Genomic DNA, 18,531 nt, shown 5'->3' on the forward strand with positions numbered 1-18,531 from the left:
TTTCTTGCCCATTTTGTTCAGGTTCCGCAGCTTTGGCATTCAGTCTGCTTTACACCTGATCATCCTGCGAAACACCAAGCAACGACAACAAATAACGCAGACAACAGTTTCACTTGAGTCCTCAGAAAGGAACTCCCGCCATGAACGCACTATTTGTCAGCCTGATGAATGATGAAGCCGGTTTTGTGATCTCGGCCGAACTGGTGATCGTCGCCACGGTCGCGGTGTTGTCGATGATCGTCGGACTGTCGGAAGTCGGCATCAACGTGAATAACGAACTGGAAGACGTCGGGTCGTCGATCGGTGCCATGAATCAGACGTTCAATCTGCAAGGGACGACCGGACATCAGTCGATGGTTGGCGGCAGCATGTTCCAGGATCGTCTGGACTATTGCGATGAATCGTGCGACGTCGTCGCTGGCAGCCACATCGACTACGAACAGTAATCGATCTTGTTGGAACAGAACGGTTTATCTCTCTCTGGCTTTGCACTCAACGGTCTGTCACTGCACCTGACGACGCTTTCTGATCGCTAAGGCCTGCACCCGGCCTGGGGATCGGATCATCGAAAACGCACCGCCTGACCCACGAGGGCGACTGGAACTTTCCGGTCGCCCTCGTGGGCATTTCCTGCCATAAAAATCGAGGTTTGCGTCGCCGTCGACTGTTGGAAAGGGCCGGGACGCATTGAGTTGTGCAAACCCGAGATGCTTAAGAGCTGGACTTTTTTCGGGGTTGACGCTTTGCTGGACCAAGTGTTCTTGGTTAGCATATTCGACATTACAACCGCGCGTGGGGTGCTCGGCGTTCGGCGACAGTTGCATTCAACCCACGTGTTTGTCGCATGGATGCGGATGGACTAGATGTCTGTGCTTGGCCAACAGTTCGAATCAGATCTGGCAACGTTTCGCGATCGTGTGAATGCACGATTGGCAAACTACGTGGCTCCTGAAATCGACAGCCCGAGCAAACTGAGTGAGTCGATGGCGTACAGCCTCCTCGCTGGTGGTAAGCGACTGCGTCCGATTTTGGTTCTGCTGGCATGCGAAGCGTGCGGTGGCGATAGCGACGCGGCGCTTCCGGCCGCTTGTGCCATCGAAATGATCCATACGTATTCCTTGATTCATGACGACTTGCCCGCAATGGACGATGACGACTATCGCCGGGGGCGGCTGACGAATCACAAGGTGTATGGCGAGGCGATGGCAATTCTCGCCGGGGATGCGTTGTTGACGCTGGCCTTCGAAGTGATGGCGCGTGACATTCAGCCGGGGGGGGTTGCAGCGGCCTGTTGTGCCGATCTGGCGTCGGCGGCAGGCTGGTGCGGAATGGTTGGTGGACAGGTTGCGGACCTCGAAGCAGAACAGCAGTCGGCTGATCGACAGTTGGGTAGTGCCACGGACAATTCAGGGGAATCGGCAGGGCTTGCCCAGCTTGAAGCCATTCATCGACGTAAGACGGGGCGGTTGCTGATGTCGGCTGTCACGCTGGGAGCGCGCGTGGCCCAGGCGAAACCCGAACTGGTGAATCGACTGGAAGAGTTCGGAAAACGCGTTGGATTGGCGTTCCAAATTGCGGATGATCTATTAGACGTGACAGGCGACGCGACCAAGCTGGGGAAGAACGTTGGCAAAGATGCCACGCTTGGCAAGATGACGTATCCCGGTTTGTTGGGGATCGATGGAAGTCGCCGGAAGGCGGATGATTTGATTGATGAAGCCTGTCGATTGCTGGAACCGTTGGGTGAACGAGCCGCTCCGCTGATGGAGCTGGCCAGATTCGTGACACGACGAGATCACTGACCCATGGCAAACGAACGATTCATTTCTGGAATCCATAATTTTTGATGTTGGAAGTCGCGTCCGCGGCTCTTTTCCGACGGCCTTTGTTTTCTAATATTGCTCGAATTTTGCGATTCCGACATTTGCATATTTCTCGATCCTGACTGGAGTCGAAGATGAAGTTTGAACTGCTGCCTCGGATTCATTCACCTGCTGAATTGCGTGGTTTGACCGATCAGCAACTGGTGCAGTTGGGCGACGAGATCCGTGAGGCGCTGTGCAACGTGGTCCAGGAGCGATCCGCTCACTTCGCGAGCAACCTGGGCGTTGTGGAACTGTGTCTGGCACTGCACCTGGTTTACGATTTCTCCAAGGATCGCCTGATCTGGGACACCGGACATCAGATCTATCCTCACAAGCTGATTACGGGGCGATTCGATCGATTCTCGACGATTCGCACCAAGGGCGGACTGATGGGTTTCCCGAACCCGAATGAAAGTCCGTTCGACCTGTTCATGACTGGGCATGCGGGCGCCAGCGTTTCGACCGTTCTCGGAATGAAAGCCGGCGATGACTTGCTCGGTCAATCCGGACGGAAATCGGTCGCGGTGATTGGCGACGGGGCGTTGCCCTCGGGCGTGGTGTTCGAAGCGATGAATAACGCCGCCGAGTTGAAGAAAGACTTGCTGGTCATCCTGAACGACAACGAAATGGGCATCTGTCCGCGTGTCGGTGGCTTAGCCAAGTACCTGGATAAGGCGCGCACCGCCCCGTTCTACAATGGCTTGAAACGCGATGTAAACTGGTTGCTGAACAAGCTGCCGGTCGTCGGAAAGCCGTCACGCGACGCCATCGGCCAGATCAAGGACGCACTGAAAGGGTTCTTGCACGGCGGCATGTTGTTCGAGGAAATGGGTTTCCGCTACATCGGTCCGGTCGACGGTCACGATCTGTTTGCCCTGCGAAGCACGCTGGAAATGGTCAAGGAAGTCAGCGGACCTGTCTTGCTGCATGTCTTCACCAAGAAAGGGCATGGCTTCGAGCCGGCCTGCGAAGATCCGGTCATGTTCCATGCACCGCCGCCATTCGTGCGGAATAAGAACAACGAAGTGGTGTCGGTCAGCAAGTCCACATCGCGTGCCTATACGAACACGATGAGCGACGCGATCTATGACGCGATGCACCGTGATTCCAAGGTCTGTGTGCTGACGGCGGCCATGTGCGAAGGAAACAAGCTCGGCCGGGTCCGTCAGGAATTCCCCGATCGTTTCTTCGATACGGGCATCTGCGAAGCGCACACTGTTGCGTTTGCCGGCGGAATGGCGAAGAGTGGTCTGCGGCCGATTGTCAACATTTACAGCACATTCTTGCAACGTAGTTTCGACCACATCTTTCAGGAAGTCGCGCTGCAGAACCTGCCCGTCACGTTCTGTCTCGATCGCGGCGGTCTGGCCGGTCCGGATGGACCGACACATCACGGCGTGTTCGACAACAGCTATATGCGAATCTTCCCGAATATGACGGTGATGGCACCTGGTGACGAACTTGACGTCGCCCCAATGTTGGATTTCGCGCTCGCCCACAACGGGCCGACGTCGATTCGGTATCCCAAGGCCAATGTCGAGCATGTCGAACGACCGGAAGCACCGATCGAGCTCGGTAAAGCCGAAGTCTGGCGCTGGGGCGAAGACGGGATGTTCATTGCCTTCGGTTCAATGTTTACGACCTGTGTCGCCGCCGCCGAGCGTCTGCGAGTCGAAGAGGGGTTGGACGTGGGCGTCATCAATGCCCGCTTTGCCAAGCCGATCGATCGTGCCACAATTTTCCGCGCGATGGAAGAAACGGCATTCCAGATTACCGTCGAAGAAAATACCGTCTGCGGTGGTTTCGGTTCGGCCGTCCTGGAAGCGTGCAATGCGGCAGGCGTCAGCACGGCCAATTTGAAGGTGCTCGGAATTCCCGATCGCTTCATTGAGCACGGTGAACGCGACGAGCTGCTGGCAGACATTGGTTTGGACGTCGATAGCCTGATGGCAACGGCCGTTGCCATGTCCGATCGAGGAACGCTGGTCGAATAAGATGGATCAAGGGATGTTTGAATGGTTGCTGCGTGGGACGCGGCAACTTTCAAGCAAAGTGCCATTCGGACACGGTAGGCTTTGAACGCGTTTTGGTTTGAACAGCGTGCAAAAAGGATGTTGGCCATGTTTCAAGCGTTTCGTTGGCCGTCGATTGTGACAAGCGTGGTGCTGGTGATGGCCTCGGCCGTCGCACAATCCGACGACAAATATAAACTTGAAGAACCGGTCGATGACATCCGCGTGTTTGGTGTCGGCACGCGCGTCGATGTTTCGGGTAAGGTCCAGCCGGTTCCCAAGGGTGTCCAGCTTGCGCAGACCGTTTCCGCCGTGATTTCGTATCGCGAGCGTCGAATGCTGGGGCCAGGCAGCGAAGCGGAAGCCTTTCGCTCGGTTCGCGAGTATGAAACCGCGCAGGCGGATACCGATTTCGACGGCAATAAAAGTCAGATGCGGCTTCCCGATTCCTTGATGTTGATGGTCGCGCAGGGACGCCACGAAGGGGTCGAATTGCGTTCGATTCAAGGTTTGCTGACCTCGGACGAACTGGATTTGATTCGCTCGCCCGCCGACAGCCTGGCATTGATCGCGTTGTTGCCGCCCAACGAAGTTGCGGTCGGCGACAAGTGGACCGTGCCGAGTTGGGCCTTTCAGATGCTGACAGCTCTGGATGCGATCGCCAAAGGTGAGTTGGTTTGTACGCTCGATTCGGTCGACAAGGGAATTGCCAAAATCAAGATGAATGGAACCCTTGAGGGGGCCGCGGTCGCGTCGTCGACCGAAGTCAAAGTCACGGGCTTCTTCAAGTACAACCTCGAAGGCAAATACATCTCGGAAACGGACTTTGTTCAAACCGAACTTCGGGCATTCGGACCGATCAGCCCAGGGCTGGATATCACCGCCCGCGTCCGGCTGCTACGGGTTCCGTCGAAACCTCCAGGCCGACTGGGCGATCAGAAGATCGTCGATCTGGCCTCGCCCGAGCCGACTCCGGCCGCGATGCTGTTGAAGTTCGAATCGCCGTGGAACATCAGCCTGCAGCACAACCGTCACTGGCACTTCTTCCGCGTCGAAGAGGGGGTTGCCAAGTTCCGCCTGCTCGAAGAGGGCAATTTTATCGCGCAGTTCGACATGGCCCCGGTCGCTCAGGCCAAGCCCGGCGAACATAAGTCGATCGAGGTCTTTCAAGCCGATGTCCGCAAGGCGATCGGCGATTTGCTGAAGACGCTGGAGCAGGGGCAGGTGATTCCGTCCACCGATGGAAAGTTCGTCTATCGCGTCACGGCCAAGGGGGCCGTAAAGGATCGGGATATTACCTGGATCTGTTATCTCGTGGCCGACCCGACCGGACGTCAGGCCTCGCTGATGTTCATCGCCGACACACCGCTCGTCGAGAAGATCACGCGCTACGAACGTGAACTGATCGAATCGATCCGGTTCGGCCCGGCACCGCCGCCGCGCGCCGCAAACAAATAAGTCATGATGATCGTTGTCGAAGGGCACTCGCTTCCGTGGAACACACGTCACCGCCGCCTGACGATAGCCACGTTCCCGCCCACCGAGATTCTGCGCCACCGCTGATTTTGTTCCCCGGGTTGGGAGGCGATTCGCGGCTTTTCTCGACACAGCGTGCCGCGTTTCCCGATCTGATCGTTCCAAGCTGGATCGAACCCGAATGGGACGAACCGCTGGTGGACTATGCGGCACGCTTTGCAAAGACCATTGATCCTGGCGTCCCGTGTTTCCTTGGCGGGGTGTCGTTCGGGGGAGTGGTCGCTCTCGAAGTTGCATCGCGCTTGCTGAACTACGAATGCTATCTCATCGGTAGTGTTCGATCGCATTTGCATATCCCGCGGCGCCTGCGTGCCCTGCGTCCCGTGACGGATCTGATTTTCATTCCCAAATGGATTGGTTCTGCCGCGTTGTTCTCGGCCGGCCGCTGGATGCATCCGCTTCGGTGCGGGGCACTGCGTCAACTTCACGAAGCGGATCTGCGATTTTTGCGATGGGCGGCAAAAGCGATCCTGACGTGGATTCCTTCCGCGGGTGTCGAACAAGTGCGAGTGGCTCAGATCCACGGGGAACGTGATCTCATTTTTCCTGCCCGAAACGTGACGGCGGATTTGACGGTGCTGGGAGCCGGTCATCTCGTGTCGTTGACGCATTCATTACAGGTCAATCAGTTCCTGCGTGACCGAATGGAAAACGCTCTCGCCCAAGGCTGGCCGCCAATGTGATGTCGACCGGGATGTGATGTCGATGGGCTACCGAGGGTGGCCGGGGCTGGAGGGCTTTGCGGAAACCCCTGGGCGTCTTTCGTTCCACTCGTCGAGCGCCGGCCGCTTGATCTGTCCTCTTGTTTGCGACCAGGAAAGTATTCGTGACCAGGAAGTGGCTAACAGTCTCTTGAAGGAACGGGGACTGACTCCAGCCAGATTAAGATGCGCTATGACATCGTGAACATCAAGGTGCCCGTTCCCCGAACTTCAACAGGTTGTTCACGTGTCACGACTCGCGGGATGCGGCCAGCTTCAGGTAGCGTCGAGTTGTCGTGCGGACGATCCATTCACCGAGTCTCGGGAATGCCTGGCACAAGGCGAAGACCGGTCGCAATGCGGGGAAATTGACGACCAAGTCTGGTCGGTCCTGTTTGACCGCCTTGATGACGGCACGCGCGACCGCTTCGGCCGAGGTTGATCCCAGATACCACGGTGTGCTTTTTCCCGTTCGCGCTCTGATGACCTCGTAGATGCCGCCATCTCTGGCAAAACCGGGGCAGATGGCCGAGGCACTAACTCCGGTCTTATAGAGCTCACCGCGTAGCGATTGCGTGAACGCGATCATTCCGGATTTGGAGGCCCCGTAGGCGGCTCCATACGCCGGACCATACTTTCCGGCGGTCGACGCCATATTCACGATATGACCGCGACCGGCCTCCAGCATGTGGGGCAGCACGAAGCGTGTCAGCAGCAGGGTTGCGGTCAGGTTCACCTGCAGCGTTTCGATAATGTCGGCCGGTTCGATCAGGTGGAATGGACGGAACGCTTCGATGCCTGCGTTGTTGACCAGCAGATCAATCGTCCCGAATTCCTTCCGAGTCTGATCGACGAGATGTCTGAGATCCGATTCCTTGCTGACATCCGTGGGAATTGTCGTGACCTTAACGCCTAGCGTGCGAAGCTCGGCCGCGACTCGCTCGAGTGTCTCGGCGGAACGCGCGGCGAGCGCGAGATTCATCCCTTCACGTGCCAGAGACCGGGCGATGACCAGCCCCAGACCGCGCGACGCTCCTGTAATCAATGCTGTTCGTTCGCGAAGTTCTTTCACGCTGGTCTATCCTTATGATGTTGCTGATCGCAGCTGGCGATCCTGGTCATGAATGAGCCGCTGTCGAGTCTGGCGATTTCCCATCCGCGGTCGTGATTTGCTGCAGCTCGTCCGCGATCAGGCCGTTGAGTGTTTCTTCAAGTTCGATCAGACAATCGGCAACCGTCGAGCCGTCCATGAGTCGATGATCGTAAGACATCGTCACGCGACATCGATTTCGTTCATCCAGCGGCCCGTATGTCAGATTGCTGGTAAAGTAGGCCGGCGGGTCCTGAATTTCGACGCCTTTGGCGGCCAGTGTCGTGAAGAAGAACGTCCCGACACGCCGCGTGCGATCGCCAAGCGCGACATTCAACGTCCACCACCACAGGACGCGACGTACCAGGGTTGGCAGACCGCTCATCTGCCATTGCCGCCGGAAAATGCGATCGGGCGGATCATTCGTGTAACGATTCAAATCAATCTGCAAGAGCGGCAGCGGCCGCTCTTCTGGTCGTTCGAAGCGGCCATGAAAGACCCAGGGCTCGTCTTGATGAACGCGATGAATGGCCAGCATCGCGACATTGAATTCGTGAGTATAAATATGCGGCCAGGGCCAGGGCTGGTACGTCTGGCGCAGCACAGGTCGACGTGCCGCGACGATTCCGAAGGCTTTAAGGAACAGGATCGACCAGGAAATCCGTGACGGCAGCCGCGATCGAATCTCGGCGAGGCGACTGAGATCGAACCAGCGATCGTGCGCGCACGTATCGACCTTTCGATGGTAGTGCAGCACGTCGATCGCGAGTCGTCGACTACGTGGAATCGCATGGCGGCCGGGCCGATTGACGGAATGCACCTGCGAAATCCCTTTCATCCGTGAGTCTGACCTTGGTTGACTGAATTGATTTCCATCCAGCGGAATCACGGCGCAGAATATCAGCGAACCGCGTAAAGCGGGAGGGTCAGAATCGATACAAGGTGGCCAACGGAAGATTTGAACCATGAAATCGCATACCGAACACCTCACGATGAACGTTCCCGCCCGAATGGGATTCGTGAACATCACGCATCAAGTCGCCCAAGCCGTCGCGAAAAGTGGCATCCAGGAAGGGATGGTGCTGGTGAACGCGATGCACATCACGGCGAGTGTGTTCATCAACGACGATGAAACAGGCCTGCATCAAGACTATGTGCAATGGTTGGAAAAGCTGGCCCCGTTCAACGAGGACCCGACGGTCTACCACCATAACCGGACGGGCGAAGACAATGCCGACGCGCACATGAAGCGGCAGATCATGGGCCGCGAAGTTGTTGTCGCGATCACCAAAGGCGAACTCGACTTCGGCCCATGGGAGCAAATCTTCTACGGCGAGTTCGACGGCCGCCGAGCCAAGAAGGTGCTGATCAAGGTGATTGGAGAGTGATCGACGAGTGCAGTTTCCTCGGCCCCGCTGGGGCCGAAGTGTACCAGCCCAGGGGTGCGAGCGCTTCGATCGCTCCCCTGGGTTATGCGTTCCAGTTTTCCGTGCCCTGTCAGGGCACGCGGAACATCGACATCATGCCCACAAGTCGAAAGGAAAGCTAAAAACTCAGTCCCAGAGATGTTGCTCATCGAACGTCACCTCATGCCGAATCAAGAATTCGCGAAACTCCTCTTGGAACGACTTGTGTCGATGATGAGTCTCCTGCTGTTTGATGTAATCCGTAACAGCCTCAACTGCGGATTGACTGACTGAAAACGCGCCGAATCCTGCTTGCCAAATGCCTCCGTCAATTCGAGTTTGTTCTTTCATCCAGACTGAGGATGCTCGTTTGAGTTCCCTCACAATGTCGGAGAGCGATCTTGTGCGATGAAGATTGAAAAGCACGTGAACGTGATCGGAAACGGAATTCATGGCCATTGCTGGAGACTCCAGATCACGTAGTACCCCACATGCATAGCGATGAAGCTCCTCGCGCAGGTCAGACCGGATGAATGGTTCTCGATTCTTTGTACTGAAGATCAAATGGACCAGATTTCGTGCGAGTGATTGCGACATACTGAAAATCCGAGACAGGCTCTTCGTTCTCCAATTGCCCCTACAGGGCAATTTTCAGAAATCACCATAACCCAGGGGAGCGATCGAAACGATCGCACCCCTGGGCTTGTACACTTCGGCCCCGCTGGGGCCGAGGAAATTCGGATCGACGCAACGTGTCAAAATCGGAGATTTGTGATGCATCGCTCGCGACGCGACAAGAGCGGATCAGGACAATGTGGCACAGCCGCGAGATCAATCCGTTGTCCTGACCACGAAGGTTCTGGGGTATGGCGTTCCCAATGCTGGAAGGCTCCGAATTGCCAGAAGGCCGGGTCGACGCCGACTTTGCCGCTGGCAATGCGTGGCTGGTGGCAAGGTTTGTTGGCGTCTGCTAGATATGTGTTCAACAATGATCCCGGCCAGGCGGCGGAGTTGACGCTCGTCGCTGGTTCAGCGGGCTTATCACGTTTTCTGAGGAAGCGAATCTTTCATGTCCACCAGCTATGACGTCTACGGTGTCGGTAATTCTCTGGTCGATATTCAGGCCCAGATTGATGATTCGGTTCTGGAGACACTGCAGTTTCCCAAGGGGATCATGACGCTGGTGGATGAAGCGACGCAGAAACGCGTGCTTGAGACTATTCGCGGGGCGAAGATCACGCGCTGCGCTGGTGGCTCGGCGGCCAATACCATCGCCGGGCTGGCTGACTTTGGTGGCAAAGGAGCGTATGCCGGCAAGACGGGTGTCGACGAACTGGGCGAATTCTGGCTGAAGGATATGCGAGACCTGGGTGTCACGAACGAGGTTCCTCCCGCCGCGGGCCAGACCGGGGCTTGTGTGGTGCTGATCTCGGACGATGCCCAGCGAACCATGTTGACACACTTGGGCGTGTCCGCGACGCTCGGACCGGACGATATTTCGGAGGCGGAAATTCGCAAGGCGAAGTACGTCTATATCGAAGGCTATCTGTTCGCGGGTGACAGCACGAAGGTCGCCGCGATGAAGGCGATCGAACTGGCAAAGAAAAACAACGTGAAGGTGGCGTTCACCGTTTCTGATCCGTTCCTGATCAACATGCATCGGGACCTGTTCTGGAGCCTGATCCAGGATTCGGTCGATTTGCTGTTCTGTAATCTGGATGAAGCCCGCAGCCTGACCGGGCTCGTCGATCCGGTCGATTGTGCTCAGAAGATTCATCACCATGCCGCGGACGTGGCGCTCACTTTGGGCGCTGATGGTTCGCTGCTGATGACTGGCGGGGCTGCGATTCCCATCGAAGGGGTTACGACGAAAGCGGTCGATACGACGGGGGCCGGTGACATGTATGCCGCCGGTGTTCTGTACGGGATCACCAATGGGTTGACCTGGAAGCAGGCCGGCCATCTGGCTTCGCATGCCGCCGCCCGCGTGGTGGCTCAGTTGGGGGCTCGACTAGCAACTCCCTTCACGCGTGCTGAAGTGGCAAAGTTGATTGAGGGAGTTTGAGCGAGGCTGTGTGCTGGGGTTCGGAGCCTTGGTGGCTCCGCTTCTGCGGCGGTTCCGGTTGACGACGCGCTTTTCTTTGTAAATGATCTGAAGGACCGACCCCTCGATTTTCTGTTGCGAACCAATGCTTCGAAATCGACAGGTTGCCTGCCCATTGGGAATCGAAGTGACGATCCGGTCCTTCAGACCTCCGGATTTTTTGATTGTGGTCTGGTCCGGGGCCTACGGCGAGGACACCTCCGACCCTGGCTAGGAGACGGACCGGCCACGTTGGGCCTGAAGCGTACGACACAACTTGACGGCTTCGCCAGGGCCCAAAATCGAGCACAGCGTTGGGGTGAACGGGGTAGGGTGGTGCTCGCGTTGACTTTTCGCGACATCGCCTTTGTTTGAGAGCTATGTTGGGAATGTCCCCGAGTGCGAAGCGGTATTCCGTCGGAATAATCGGTGTTTTCGCTGTAACCTGAGCGGGGATTCCGACAGGGCGACGACGATGACCCAGCGACATGCCGAACGCGGATTGGCGATCGCCTATGCCGTGACGATCTTTCTGAGTGCATTTCTGCTCTTTCAGGTGCAGCCGCTCATCGGGAAGTACATTCTGCCCTGGTTCGGCGGCGGACCTGCTGTCTGGACGACCTGCATGCTTGTCTTTCAGATGCTGCTGTTTGCAGGTTATGCGTATGCGCATTTAACCAGCCGTTATCTCTCGCCGCGACACCAGGGATATCTGCATATCACGCTCTTGGTCACCGCGTTGGTTTGCTTGCCGATCACGCCTGATCCGTCGTGGAAGCCGACGAATAGCGATTGGCCGGCCTTCAAGATCATGCTGCTGACGGTTTCGAGCGTCGGGCTGCCCTATTTTATTCTGTCATCGACGGGACCATTGCTGCAGGGATGGTTCAGTCGGACACATACCGGACAGTCACCGTATCGGCTGTATTCGCTTTCCAATCTGGGCTCGCTGCTCGCGTTGTTGTCGTATCCCTTTGTCGTGGAACGCACGTTTTCGACTGCGACTCAGTCGATCCTGTGGTCGGTCCTCTTTGCAGGATTTGCGATCCTTTGTTCGGGTAGTGCGGTTGGGATGTGGCAGCGGGCAACGGCGGAATCGCCGGAACCAGTTGCGGCGAACAAATTCGTTGAGGCACCTCGTCCGTCGTGGAGCATGCTCGGAATCTGGTTCGGTCTGGCGATGGTGCCTTCCGTGATGCTGCTGGCGACGACGAATCAGGTCTGTCTGGATGTCGCCGTGATTCCCTTTTTGTGGGTTCTGCCGCTGGCGCTGTACCTGATTTCGTTCATCCTCTGTTTCGACAGTGATCGCTGGTATGTGCGGAAGCCGTATGTCACCGCATCGGCGGTCTTGCTGTTCGGGTCGATTTTGCTGGGCAACCTGGGTTCAAAGACACCGCTGATGTTGCAGGTGGCAATCTATTTTTCCGCGATGTTTTGCGTGTGCATGGTTTGTCATGGGGAACTCGTGGCACTCAAGCCCGCTCCGACGTCACTCACAACGTTCTTTCTGACGATCTCGGCGGGAGGAGCCGCAGGCGGCATCTTCGTCGGACTGATCGCTCCACTCATCTTCGTCTCGTACTACGAGCTGCATTTCGGCATGATCGGATTCATCCTGTTCTATCTCTGCCTGCGGATGCGCGAGGACCGGATGACGTTGCCGCTGCCGACGTGGCTTCAATCGGCACTCGTTCCCTTGGCGCTGCTTGCGTCGGTCGGAATCCTGTCGCAGTCGGGGCGTCACGCCGAAGGATCGGTGGCCGTGGCCCGCAACTTTTATGGCGTCTTGAAGGTCGAGCACCTTCCGAATTCTGAGCGTACGCTGGAGCGTGTGCGTCTGGCCCATGGGCGAATTGAACATGGCTCACAGTTCACAGCGGCCGAGAAGCGTCGCATTCCAACCGCGTATTACGCCGAATCGACCGGTGTCGGGCAGTTGATGCGGGGGCTGCGACCCGGTGAACCCAAGCATGTGGGAATTGTCGGGTTAGGGGTCGGCACGCTGGCGGCGTACGGTCAGCCTGGAGATCGTCTTCGACTGTACGAAATCAATCCCGATGTGATCACGATGGCGCGTGAGCATTTTACGTACGTCCGCGACTGCCCGGCCGAAGTAAGAATGGTCACTGGTGATGCGAGATTGGCTCTGGAGTTCGAACCGCCACAGCAGTTCGACGTGCTGGTCCTCGACGCGTTTTCAGGTGATGCGATCCCGGCGCACCTGTTGACCAAAGAGGCGATCGCGGTCTACCTGCGGCATCTGAAGCCGGACGGCGTGTTGGCCTGTCACATTTCTAATTTGCATTTTGACCTGCGGCCGCTCGTGATTGGGTTGGCTCATGAATTCGAGCTGGTAACACGGATTCGTGCCAACGACCCCAACGCGGAGATGGGATCGTTCCGGGCGGTCTGGGCGCTGATGTCGCGTCGGGCCGATGTGCTAAATGCGAGTGTCGGTACTGGCTCAGAAGAACCGCTCGGCCGAAAGCCAATCGTCTGGACCGACGATCGCAGCAATTTGTTTGAGGTCTTGCAGTAGTTGAAGGTCCTTCGGAAGTGTTTTCCCATCGTTCCCAAACTCCCGCTTTTCCTCGTTCCCAAGCTCCCGCTTGGGAACGCTTCCTCCACCTCGGAAATGTGTCCGTCGGTCCGAGGCTACTTTCCTTCTCGACAGAAGATCGAATCGCAAGAGGCGTTACCAAGCAGGAGCTTGGGAACGAGGTCCGAGGTAAACGAACGAGGTAAACGAATAAGAACGTCTCTGCCTTCGCGACGATTCCCTCTGGCGAACTGGGGCGAGCCGGCAACCGTGATGTCATTTATCGGGCAGTTCGCGGACCGCGATAGAAGAAACCTTTCGCGGTTTCCATTCCCAAAGCATACAGGCCGGAAATCGCGAAGACGGTGAGGATCATGGTCCAGGTGGGGGGCGTAAAGCCCAGTTCCTGATGGAGCGGCAAGTAGGGCAAGGACACGGCGACAATGGCGGCACCGCCGGTGGCAAGGGCCAGCCAGACGCTTGTCTGGCTCCGGAAAAACGGTCGTTGCGTGCGGACGATCAACAGGATCAGCAGGCCGGTCAGCAGCGATTCGATGAACCATAACGTGTGAAACAGTGTTTCATCCGCATGGAAGAGATACAGCACTGCTCCGAACGTGAGGAAATCGAATGTGGAACTCGTCAGACCAAACGTCAGCATGAATCGCGTCACGGTCGAAACGTCCCAGCGTCGCGGTCGGTCGATCAGTTCCGGATCAACGCTGTCCGTCGCGAGTGCCATGGCAGGGATATCGGCGAGCAGATTGATCAGCAGAATTTGTCCGGGCAGTAGCGGTTCAAACGGAAGGAACAACGATGCCACGGCGAGGCTGAACATGTAACCGAAGTTTCCACTGATCGCGACAAACACATATTTCAACGTATTGGCAAATGTTTTTCGACCTTCGCGAACTCCACGAATCAAGACGCTGAGATCGTGTTCCAGCAGGACCACCTGTGCTGCTTCGCGTGCGACATCCACCGCACTGGCCACAGAGATGCCGACGTCCGCCGCATGCAGTGCCGAGGCATCGTTGATGCCGTCTCCCATGAAGCCGACGACCTGTCCCGTTCGCTTGAGCGCCAGGATGATCTGTTCTTTCTGGTTCGGCTCGATTTCCGCAAACAAGTCGACGTGATTGACGCGATGGCGCAGTGCGTCATCGTTGAGCGTTCTCAATTCGCTGCCCGTCAACACGTCAGGATGATCGATACCCACTTGTCGACCGACCGCCGCGGCCACAACGCGGTTGTCGCCGGTGATGATTTTCAGAGAGATGCCAAGTCCGCGCAGTTGCCGAAGCGTCTCGGCAATGCCGGTTTTCGGAGGGTCGGCAAAGATCAGGAAGCCGACAAAAGTCATGTCGCGCTCATCAGACTTGGCAATCCGTTCAACCGCCATCGATCGTGACGCCAATCCGAGCACGCGATATCCCTGATTGCTGAGATCCAGGAAATGCCGCCGAAGTGATTCGACGTGCGGTGCGAGATGCTCAACTACCTGGTCCGGCAATGCCACGGACGTGCAGCAGGCCAGAATTTGCTCAAACATGCCCTTGGTGATCATCAAGCGTTGGCCGTTTTCGGAGACGAGCACGCTCAACCGTTTGCGAGCGAAGTCATAGGGAATCTCGTCCACGCACTCGAATCCAGCGGTGTCGAATGTCTGGTGGTCTCGGATGGCGCGGTCGATGGGATTGTTGAATCCGGCCTGGAACACCGAGTTGAAATAAGCGAGTCGCAAAACGCTGTCGCTGGGTTCACCATTCGCATCATGAGCGGCGTGCAGACGGACTTCACCTTCTGTCAGTGTGCCGGTTTTGTCGGAGCAAAGTACGGTCATGCTACCGAAGTTTTCGATGGCGATCAGTTGCTTCACGATCACCTTCTCGCGGGCCATGGTTTTGGCGCCCGTTGCCATGACGACACTGGTGATGGCGGGAAGAAGCTGCGGCGTCATCCCGACCGCCAACGCGAGAGAAAAGAGCAACGCATCGACCAGCGGCTGGTGTGTGGCGATCTTGACCGAGAACACCACGACGACGATGCAGAATGTGACTGTGATCAGCAAGTTTCCGAAATCGCGCAGGCCGCGTTCAAAGCCGCTTTCCGGCGGACGCTGTTGCAACCGGGCCGAGACTTTGCCGAATTCCGTGCCGGCACCGGTCTCGACGATCAGCGCGGTCCCTTTGCCGCTGATCACATGCGTACCAAGGAATACGGAGTTGATGCGATGGCTGAGCGGACAATGCGGATCGAGATCGGCGAGCGATTTTTCGGCGGGAAAGCTTTCTCCGGTCAGTGCCGCTTCGTTGACGTACAGGTCTCGTGATTCCAGCAGACGGCCATCACCGGGTATGACGTTCCCCGCGGAAAGCAGGATGACATCGCCTGGCACCACCGCATTGACGGGTACCTGGCAGGGCTGACCGCCGCGCAGGACAGTTGCCTCGGTTTGAATAACGGCGAGCAATTTCTCGACGGCATTTGCGGCACTCCACTCCTGAAAGAAGCTGAGCAGGGTGCTGGCGACGAGAATCACCAGAATGATGGTGGCATTTGTGTGATCCTGCAGCACATACGACAGCACGGCCGAGCCGAACAGCAAGAGAATAATTGGGCTTTTGAACTGGGCCGCCAAAATGGACCAGGGAGATGTTGGCTGACGCTTGAGATCTTTCCCTCGCATCTCGATGCGCTTCTGTTCCGCCGCGACAGTCGACAGGCCATTGGAGGACGAATTCAAATGCTGAAGAAGTTCGTCGGCGGGTGGTGACCAGAATGCCATTGCCGATTCATCGGTCATTTTCGTGCCATGAAAGATGAGTCAAAGTGAACTTTACATCGGCGTGCTGTTCGCGGGGAAACGATACCGGGCTAGGATCACCGTGACGTTGTCCTTTCCGCCCGCCTGCAGGGCTGCGTTGACGAGTGTTCGGCAAATCTTATCTGACGTGCCAGGCTGACGCAGCACTTCGGCCAAGGCCGCCTCCGAAATCATTTCGGTCAGCCCGTCAGTGCAAAGCAACACCTGGTCGCCATCGGCCAATTGAAAGCGACCGAATTCCACGGGAACTTTTCCTTTGCCTGTCGACAGAACACCGGTCAGCGCATGTCGCATGCGGTGCTGTGCCGCGTCTTCGACGGAAATGATTCCGGCATCCACCATCGCTTGGGCCACCGTTTGATCGTGAGTCAAGCGTCGAAGTTGTCCCTCACGCATCAAATAGGCGCGCGAGTCGCCAACATGCGCCACGAGAAGCTCGGCACCCACGCTGCAGGCGAGTGTGAGCGTCGTTCCCATTCCGGTCAGGCTCGCATGCTCTTTGGCGTCGTTTGTCAGGACTTCTTGAATGGCCTGAACGCGCTGCTCGGTACGTCGGAAGATTTGATCGGCCCATTGATCGTCAAGTCGCATAATCCAGTCGGGGGTTTGCAGCACCAAATCCAGCAGCACGCGAACCGCGGTACGACTCGCAACTTCACCGGCGGCATGTCCGCCCATACCATCCGCCACGACCATGCCGTATCCCGTTTCGTGACTCGTATCGGGATACTCTCCGAGTGGCAGGTTTGTCATGAGCGTCTGCATGGCGCGATCAAAGCGTGCGACGAAGAACGTATCTTCGTTGTTGGGTCTCGTTTTGCCCGGATCAGAAAGGCCACCGAGATCCACCTCAACCAGTGACGAGATCGTCGAGGTGGCTTTCTGGTTTGAAGTGGATGCTGGAAAGACCTCGGTGTCTGTCAAGCTGACGTTGTCCACGGAAGTTCTCCTGCGTTTCGCGCTTTAACAACCCTTATTCGCGTTGTGACCGGCTCGATCACATTCACGGTGAAAAGCGTACCCCGGCTGAAGCCGCCTTGCTATCGCCCGTTCGTCGAGAATCGGTTATTTCAACAGGTGGTCAGTTCGAGACATTCGAGAGACAAGACAAATTGACGCTCGGGGCGGCCGTTTGCCAGGTATGGGACAAGTTGTCGATTCGAATTCGACGTTTTTCATTCGGCAGGAAACCGCATGAACTCGCAGAATGCCTATCGCACGGATCTGCCGACGGACGAGCTGACGGCATGCGTCTCGCAGGCGCTGGGGCGGCAGTGTACGCTGAAAAAGATCAGTGGTTATCTGAACCGCACCGAAGTCTTCAACGTCAATGACAATGATGCTGTCGTGAAAATCTATCATCATGCGCCTCTGTCGAAATTCGCGCGCGAGCGATCGGCGTATCAGTTGCTTCGCGGAACCAACCTTCCGCTTGCTCGGTTTCTGGCACAGGGATTTTTGACGGATGGAACACCCTGGATTGCCCTCAGTTCTCTTCAAGGACAGTGTCCCGACGCCAGTGCAGAATTGATGACAGCTGAGCAATCGGTCGAGTTCTTCCGGCAGTGGGGGGGCATCGCGCGGACACTGCACGGTATCGCCGACGATCCCACACAAACGATCGACGCGATTATGAGACCTGAAGCGAGCTGTTTTCCAGAATCACTCCAGCGCTATCTCGATTGTCGCGATGCCGCTTTGCAGAGACCGGGGCCGTTTCATCAGCTCATGGTCAGTGCCGCGAACACGATGGATGCTGTGGTCAAACGGATCACGGGTCCGGCTGAACCCCGTTTCGTCCACGGTGATTTTTCCTCACGAAACGCTTTGGTCGATCTGCACGGCCAGGGTGTCACTGTCAGCGGTCTCTTGGACTTCGAGAGATGCCGATTCGGTGACCCGGCACAGGACCTAGCGGACATGTGGTTCAAGGATCTGTGTGGCGACAGGCATCGTCATGCGGCATTTGTTTGTGGTTACGGTCCGTTCGAAGTCGGTTTTGATGACCGTGTGCATTGGCACCTGCTGGGACTGATGTTTGAGATCGCCTCGTGGGCACCGGAACGTGATCCCGTCTACTTTCAGCGGGCAATGCAGATGCTGAAGGCGATTGCGATCGGTCGGCCCCTGTTTTTTGAATCGCGATGACCACGATCATTCAGTTCAAGGGCAGGATATTGCACGTATTGGACTCGTGTTCAAAGTGAAGTTCGAGTGTGCCGGCATCGAGTTGACGAAGCACGAGTGCAATCCGGGGCTCGACCAAAGAATGGTCCGTGCCATCGCGGGTGACAAACTCTTCCACGATCGCGCGAAGGGTAGCCGGGACCAATTGTCGATGTGGAATGCGCATGCAACCCGTCTCTTCCCTACCTGGACAGCGTGTCTGCCCTCGTTCCAAATCACCGGAATCGTGGTCTGATTTGATACACGTGGGAAATTGTAAGCTGAAGAGCCTCAATGAAATAG

General features: G+C 56.9%; 15 protein-coding genes. 9 read left to right on the forward strand and 6 right to left on the reverse strand.

Features of this window, described 5'->3' with window-relative positions:
* Positions 1–140: 140 nt before the first annotated feature.
* The 5 genes from OSO_RS0133660 to OSO_RS46175 all read left to right on the forward strand — a co-directional run bounded on the left by OSO_RS0133660 (position 141) and on the right by OSO_RS46175 (position 6,096).
* Complete coding sequence (locus OSO_RS0133660; protein ID WP_010587265.1) at positions 141–446, forward strand: hypothetical protein; 306 nt, start codon at positions 141–143, stop codon at positions 444–446.
* A 417-nt stretch (positions 447–863) separates the two neighbouring features.
* Positions 864–1,802, forward strand: coding sequence for a polyprenyl synthetase family protein (locus OSO_RS0133675; protein ID WP_010587266.1), 939 nt, complete (start codon positions 864–866; stop codon positions 1,800–1,802).
* Between the two features lie 155 nt (positions 1,803–1,957).
* Positions 1,958–3,859, forward strand: a complete 1,902-nt coding sequence (gene dxs / locus OSO_RS0133685) for a 1-deoxy-D-xylulose-5-phosphate synthase (protein WP_010587267.1) — start codon at positions 1,958–1,960, stop codon at positions 3,857–3,859.
* A gap of 126 nt (positions 3,860–3,985) precedes the next feature.
* Positions 3,986–5,335: a hypothetical protein gene (locus OSO_RS0133690; protein WP_010587268.1), complete on the forward strand. Its 1,350-nt coding sequence runs from the start codon at positions 3,986–3,988 to the stop codon at positions 5,333–5,335.
* Between the two features lie 35 nt (positions 5,336–5,370).
* Positions 5,371–6,096, forward strand: coding sequence for an alpha/beta fold hydrolase (locus OSO_RS46175; protein WP_010587269.1), 726 nt, complete (start codon positions 5,371–5,373; stop codon positions 6,094–6,096).
* Between the two features lie 268 nt (positions 6,097–6,364).
* Here the strand turns inward: OSO_RS46175 and OSO_RS46180 are convergent, their stop codons facing one another.
* Together OSO_RS46180 and OSO_RS46185 are read right to left on the reverse strand one after the other, a co-directional pair.
* Positions 6,365–7,186: an SDR family NAD(P)-dependent oxidoreductase gene (locus OSO_RS46180; protein ID WP_010587270.1), complete on the reverse strand. Its 822-nt coding sequence runs from the start codon at positions 7,184–7,186 to the stop codon at positions 6,365–6,367.
* A 46-nt stretch (positions 7,187–7,232) separates the two neighbouring features.
* A complete protein-coding gene (locus tag OSO_RS46185; protein ID WP_157605843.1) occupies positions 7,233–8,024 on the reverse strand; it encodes a hypothetical protein in 792 nt (263 codons plus the stop codon).
* A gap of 145 nt (positions 8,025–8,169) precedes the next feature.
* On the opposite strand from OSO_RS46185, the gene OSO_RS0133710 reads away from it, so the two are divergent.
* Complete coding sequence (locus tag OSO_RS0133710) at positions 8,170–8,592, forward strand: secondary thiamine-phosphate synthase enzyme YjbQ (protein WP_010587272.1); 423 nt, start codon at positions 8,170–8,172, stop codon at positions 8,590–8,592.
* A gap of 165 nt (positions 8,593–8,757) precedes the next feature.
* Here the strand turns inward: OSO_RS0133710 and tnpA are convergent, their stop codons facing one another.
* Positions 8,758–9,207, reverse strand: coding sequence for an IS200/IS605 family transposase (tnpA, locus tag OSO_RS52765; RefSeq protein ID WP_010587273.1), 450 nt, complete (start codon positions 9,205–9,207; stop codon positions 8,758–8,760).
* Positions 9,208–9,679: 472 nt separating this feature from the next.
* Between tnpA and OSO_RS0133730 the strand changes: the two genes are divergently transcribed.
* Both OSO_RS0133730 and OSO_RS46190 read left to right on the forward strand, forming a co-directional pair.
* Positions 9,680–10,675, forward strand: coding sequence for an adenosine kinase (locus tag OSO_RS0133730; protein WP_010587274.1), 996 nt, complete (start codon positions 9,680–9,682; stop codon positions 10,673–10,675).
* A 493-nt stretch (positions 10,676–11,168) separates the two neighbouring features.
* Positions 11,169–13,235, forward strand: a complete 2,067-nt coding sequence (locus OSO_RS46190; RefSeq protein ID WP_010587275.1) for a fused MFS/spermidine synthase — start codon at positions 11,169–11,171, stop codon at positions 13,233–13,235.
* Between the two features lie 280 nt (positions 13,236–13,515).
* Here the strand turns inward: OSO_RS46190 and mgtA are convergent, their stop codons facing one another.
* Both mgtA and OSO_RS46195 read right to left on the reverse strand, forming a co-directional pair.
* Complete coding sequence (mgtA, locus tag OSO_RS0133745; RefSeq protein ID WP_010587276.1) at positions 13,516–16,041, reverse strand: magnesium-translocating P-type ATPase; 2,526 nt, start codon at positions 16,039–16,041, stop codon at positions 13,516–13,518.
* A gap of 33 nt (positions 16,042–16,074) precedes the next feature.
* Entirely contained in the window at positions 16,075–17,001 is a 927-nt protein-coding gene (locus OSO_RS46195; protein ID WP_010587277.1) for a PP2C family protein-serine/threonine phosphatase, read from the reverse strand.
* A 255-nt stretch (positions 17,002–17,256) separates the two neighbouring features.
* On the opposite strand from OSO_RS46195, the gene OSO_RS0133755 reads away from it, so the two are divergent.
* Entirely contained in the window at positions 17,257–18,210 is a 954-nt protein-coding gene (locus OSO_RS0133755; RefSeq protein ID WP_010587278.1) for a phosphotransferase family protein, read from the forward strand.
* 10 nt (positions 18,211–18,220) lie between these two features.
* Here the strand turns inward: OSO_RS0133755 and OSO_RS50220 are convergent, their stop codons facing one another.
* A complete protein-coding gene (locus tag OSO_RS50220; protein ID WP_010587279.1) occupies positions 18,221–18,415 on the reverse strand; it encodes a YheU family protein in 195 nt (64 codons plus the stop codon).
* Between the last annotated feature and the right edge of the window lie 116 nt (positions 18,416–18,531).

This window comes from Schlesneria paludicola DSM 18645 (assembly GCF_000255655.1).
GTDB lineage: Bacteria > Planctomycetota > Planctomycetia > Planctomycetales > Planctomycetaceae > Schlesneria > Schlesneria paludicola.

Bases quoted from the DNA above. Each gene is read 5' to 3' on its own strand.
- OSO_RS0133730 (WP_010587274.1), top strand. From the start codon at position 9,680: ATGTCCACCAGCTATGACGTCTACGGTGTCGGTAATTCTCTGGTCGAT.
- mgtA (WP_010587276.1), bottom strand. From the start codon at position 16,041: ATGACCGATGAATCGGCAATGGCATTCTGGTCACCACCCGCCGACGAA.
- dxs (WP_010587267.1), top strand. From the start codon at position 1,958: ATGAAGTTTGAACTGCTGCCTCGGATTCATTCACCTGCTGAATTGCGT.
- OSO_RS0133710 (WP_010587272.1), top strand. From the start codon at position 8,170: ATGAAATCGCATACCGAACACCTCACGATGAACGTTCCCGCCCGAATG.
- OSO_RS0133755 (WP_010587278.1), top strand. From the start codon at position 17,257: ATGAACTCGCAGAATGCCTATCGCACGGATCTGCCGACGGACGAGCTG.
- OSO_RS0133675 (WP_010587266.1), top strand. From the start codon at position 864: ATGTCTGTGCTTGGCCAACAGTTCGAATCAGATCTGGCAACGTTTCGC.
- OSO_RS50220 (WP_010587279.1), bottom strand. From the start codon at position 18,415: ATGCGCATTCCACATCGACAATTGGTCCCGGCTACCCTTCGCGCGATC.
- OSO_RS0133660 (WP_010587265.1), top strand. From the start codon at position 141: ATGAACGCACTATTTGTCAGCCTGATGAATGATGAAGCCGGTTTTGTG.
- OSO_RS46190 (WP_010587275.1), top strand. From the start codon at position 11,169: ATGACCCAGCGACATGCCGAACGCGGATTGGCGATCGCCTATGCCGTG.
- OSO_RS0133690 (WP_010587268.1), top strand. From the start codon at position 3,986: ATGTTTCAAGCGTTTCGTTGGCCGTCGATTGTGACAAGCGTGGTGCTG.
- tnpA (WP_010587273.1), bottom strand. From the start codon at position 9,207: ATGTCGCAATCACTCGCACGAAATCTGGTCCATTTGATCTTCAGTACA.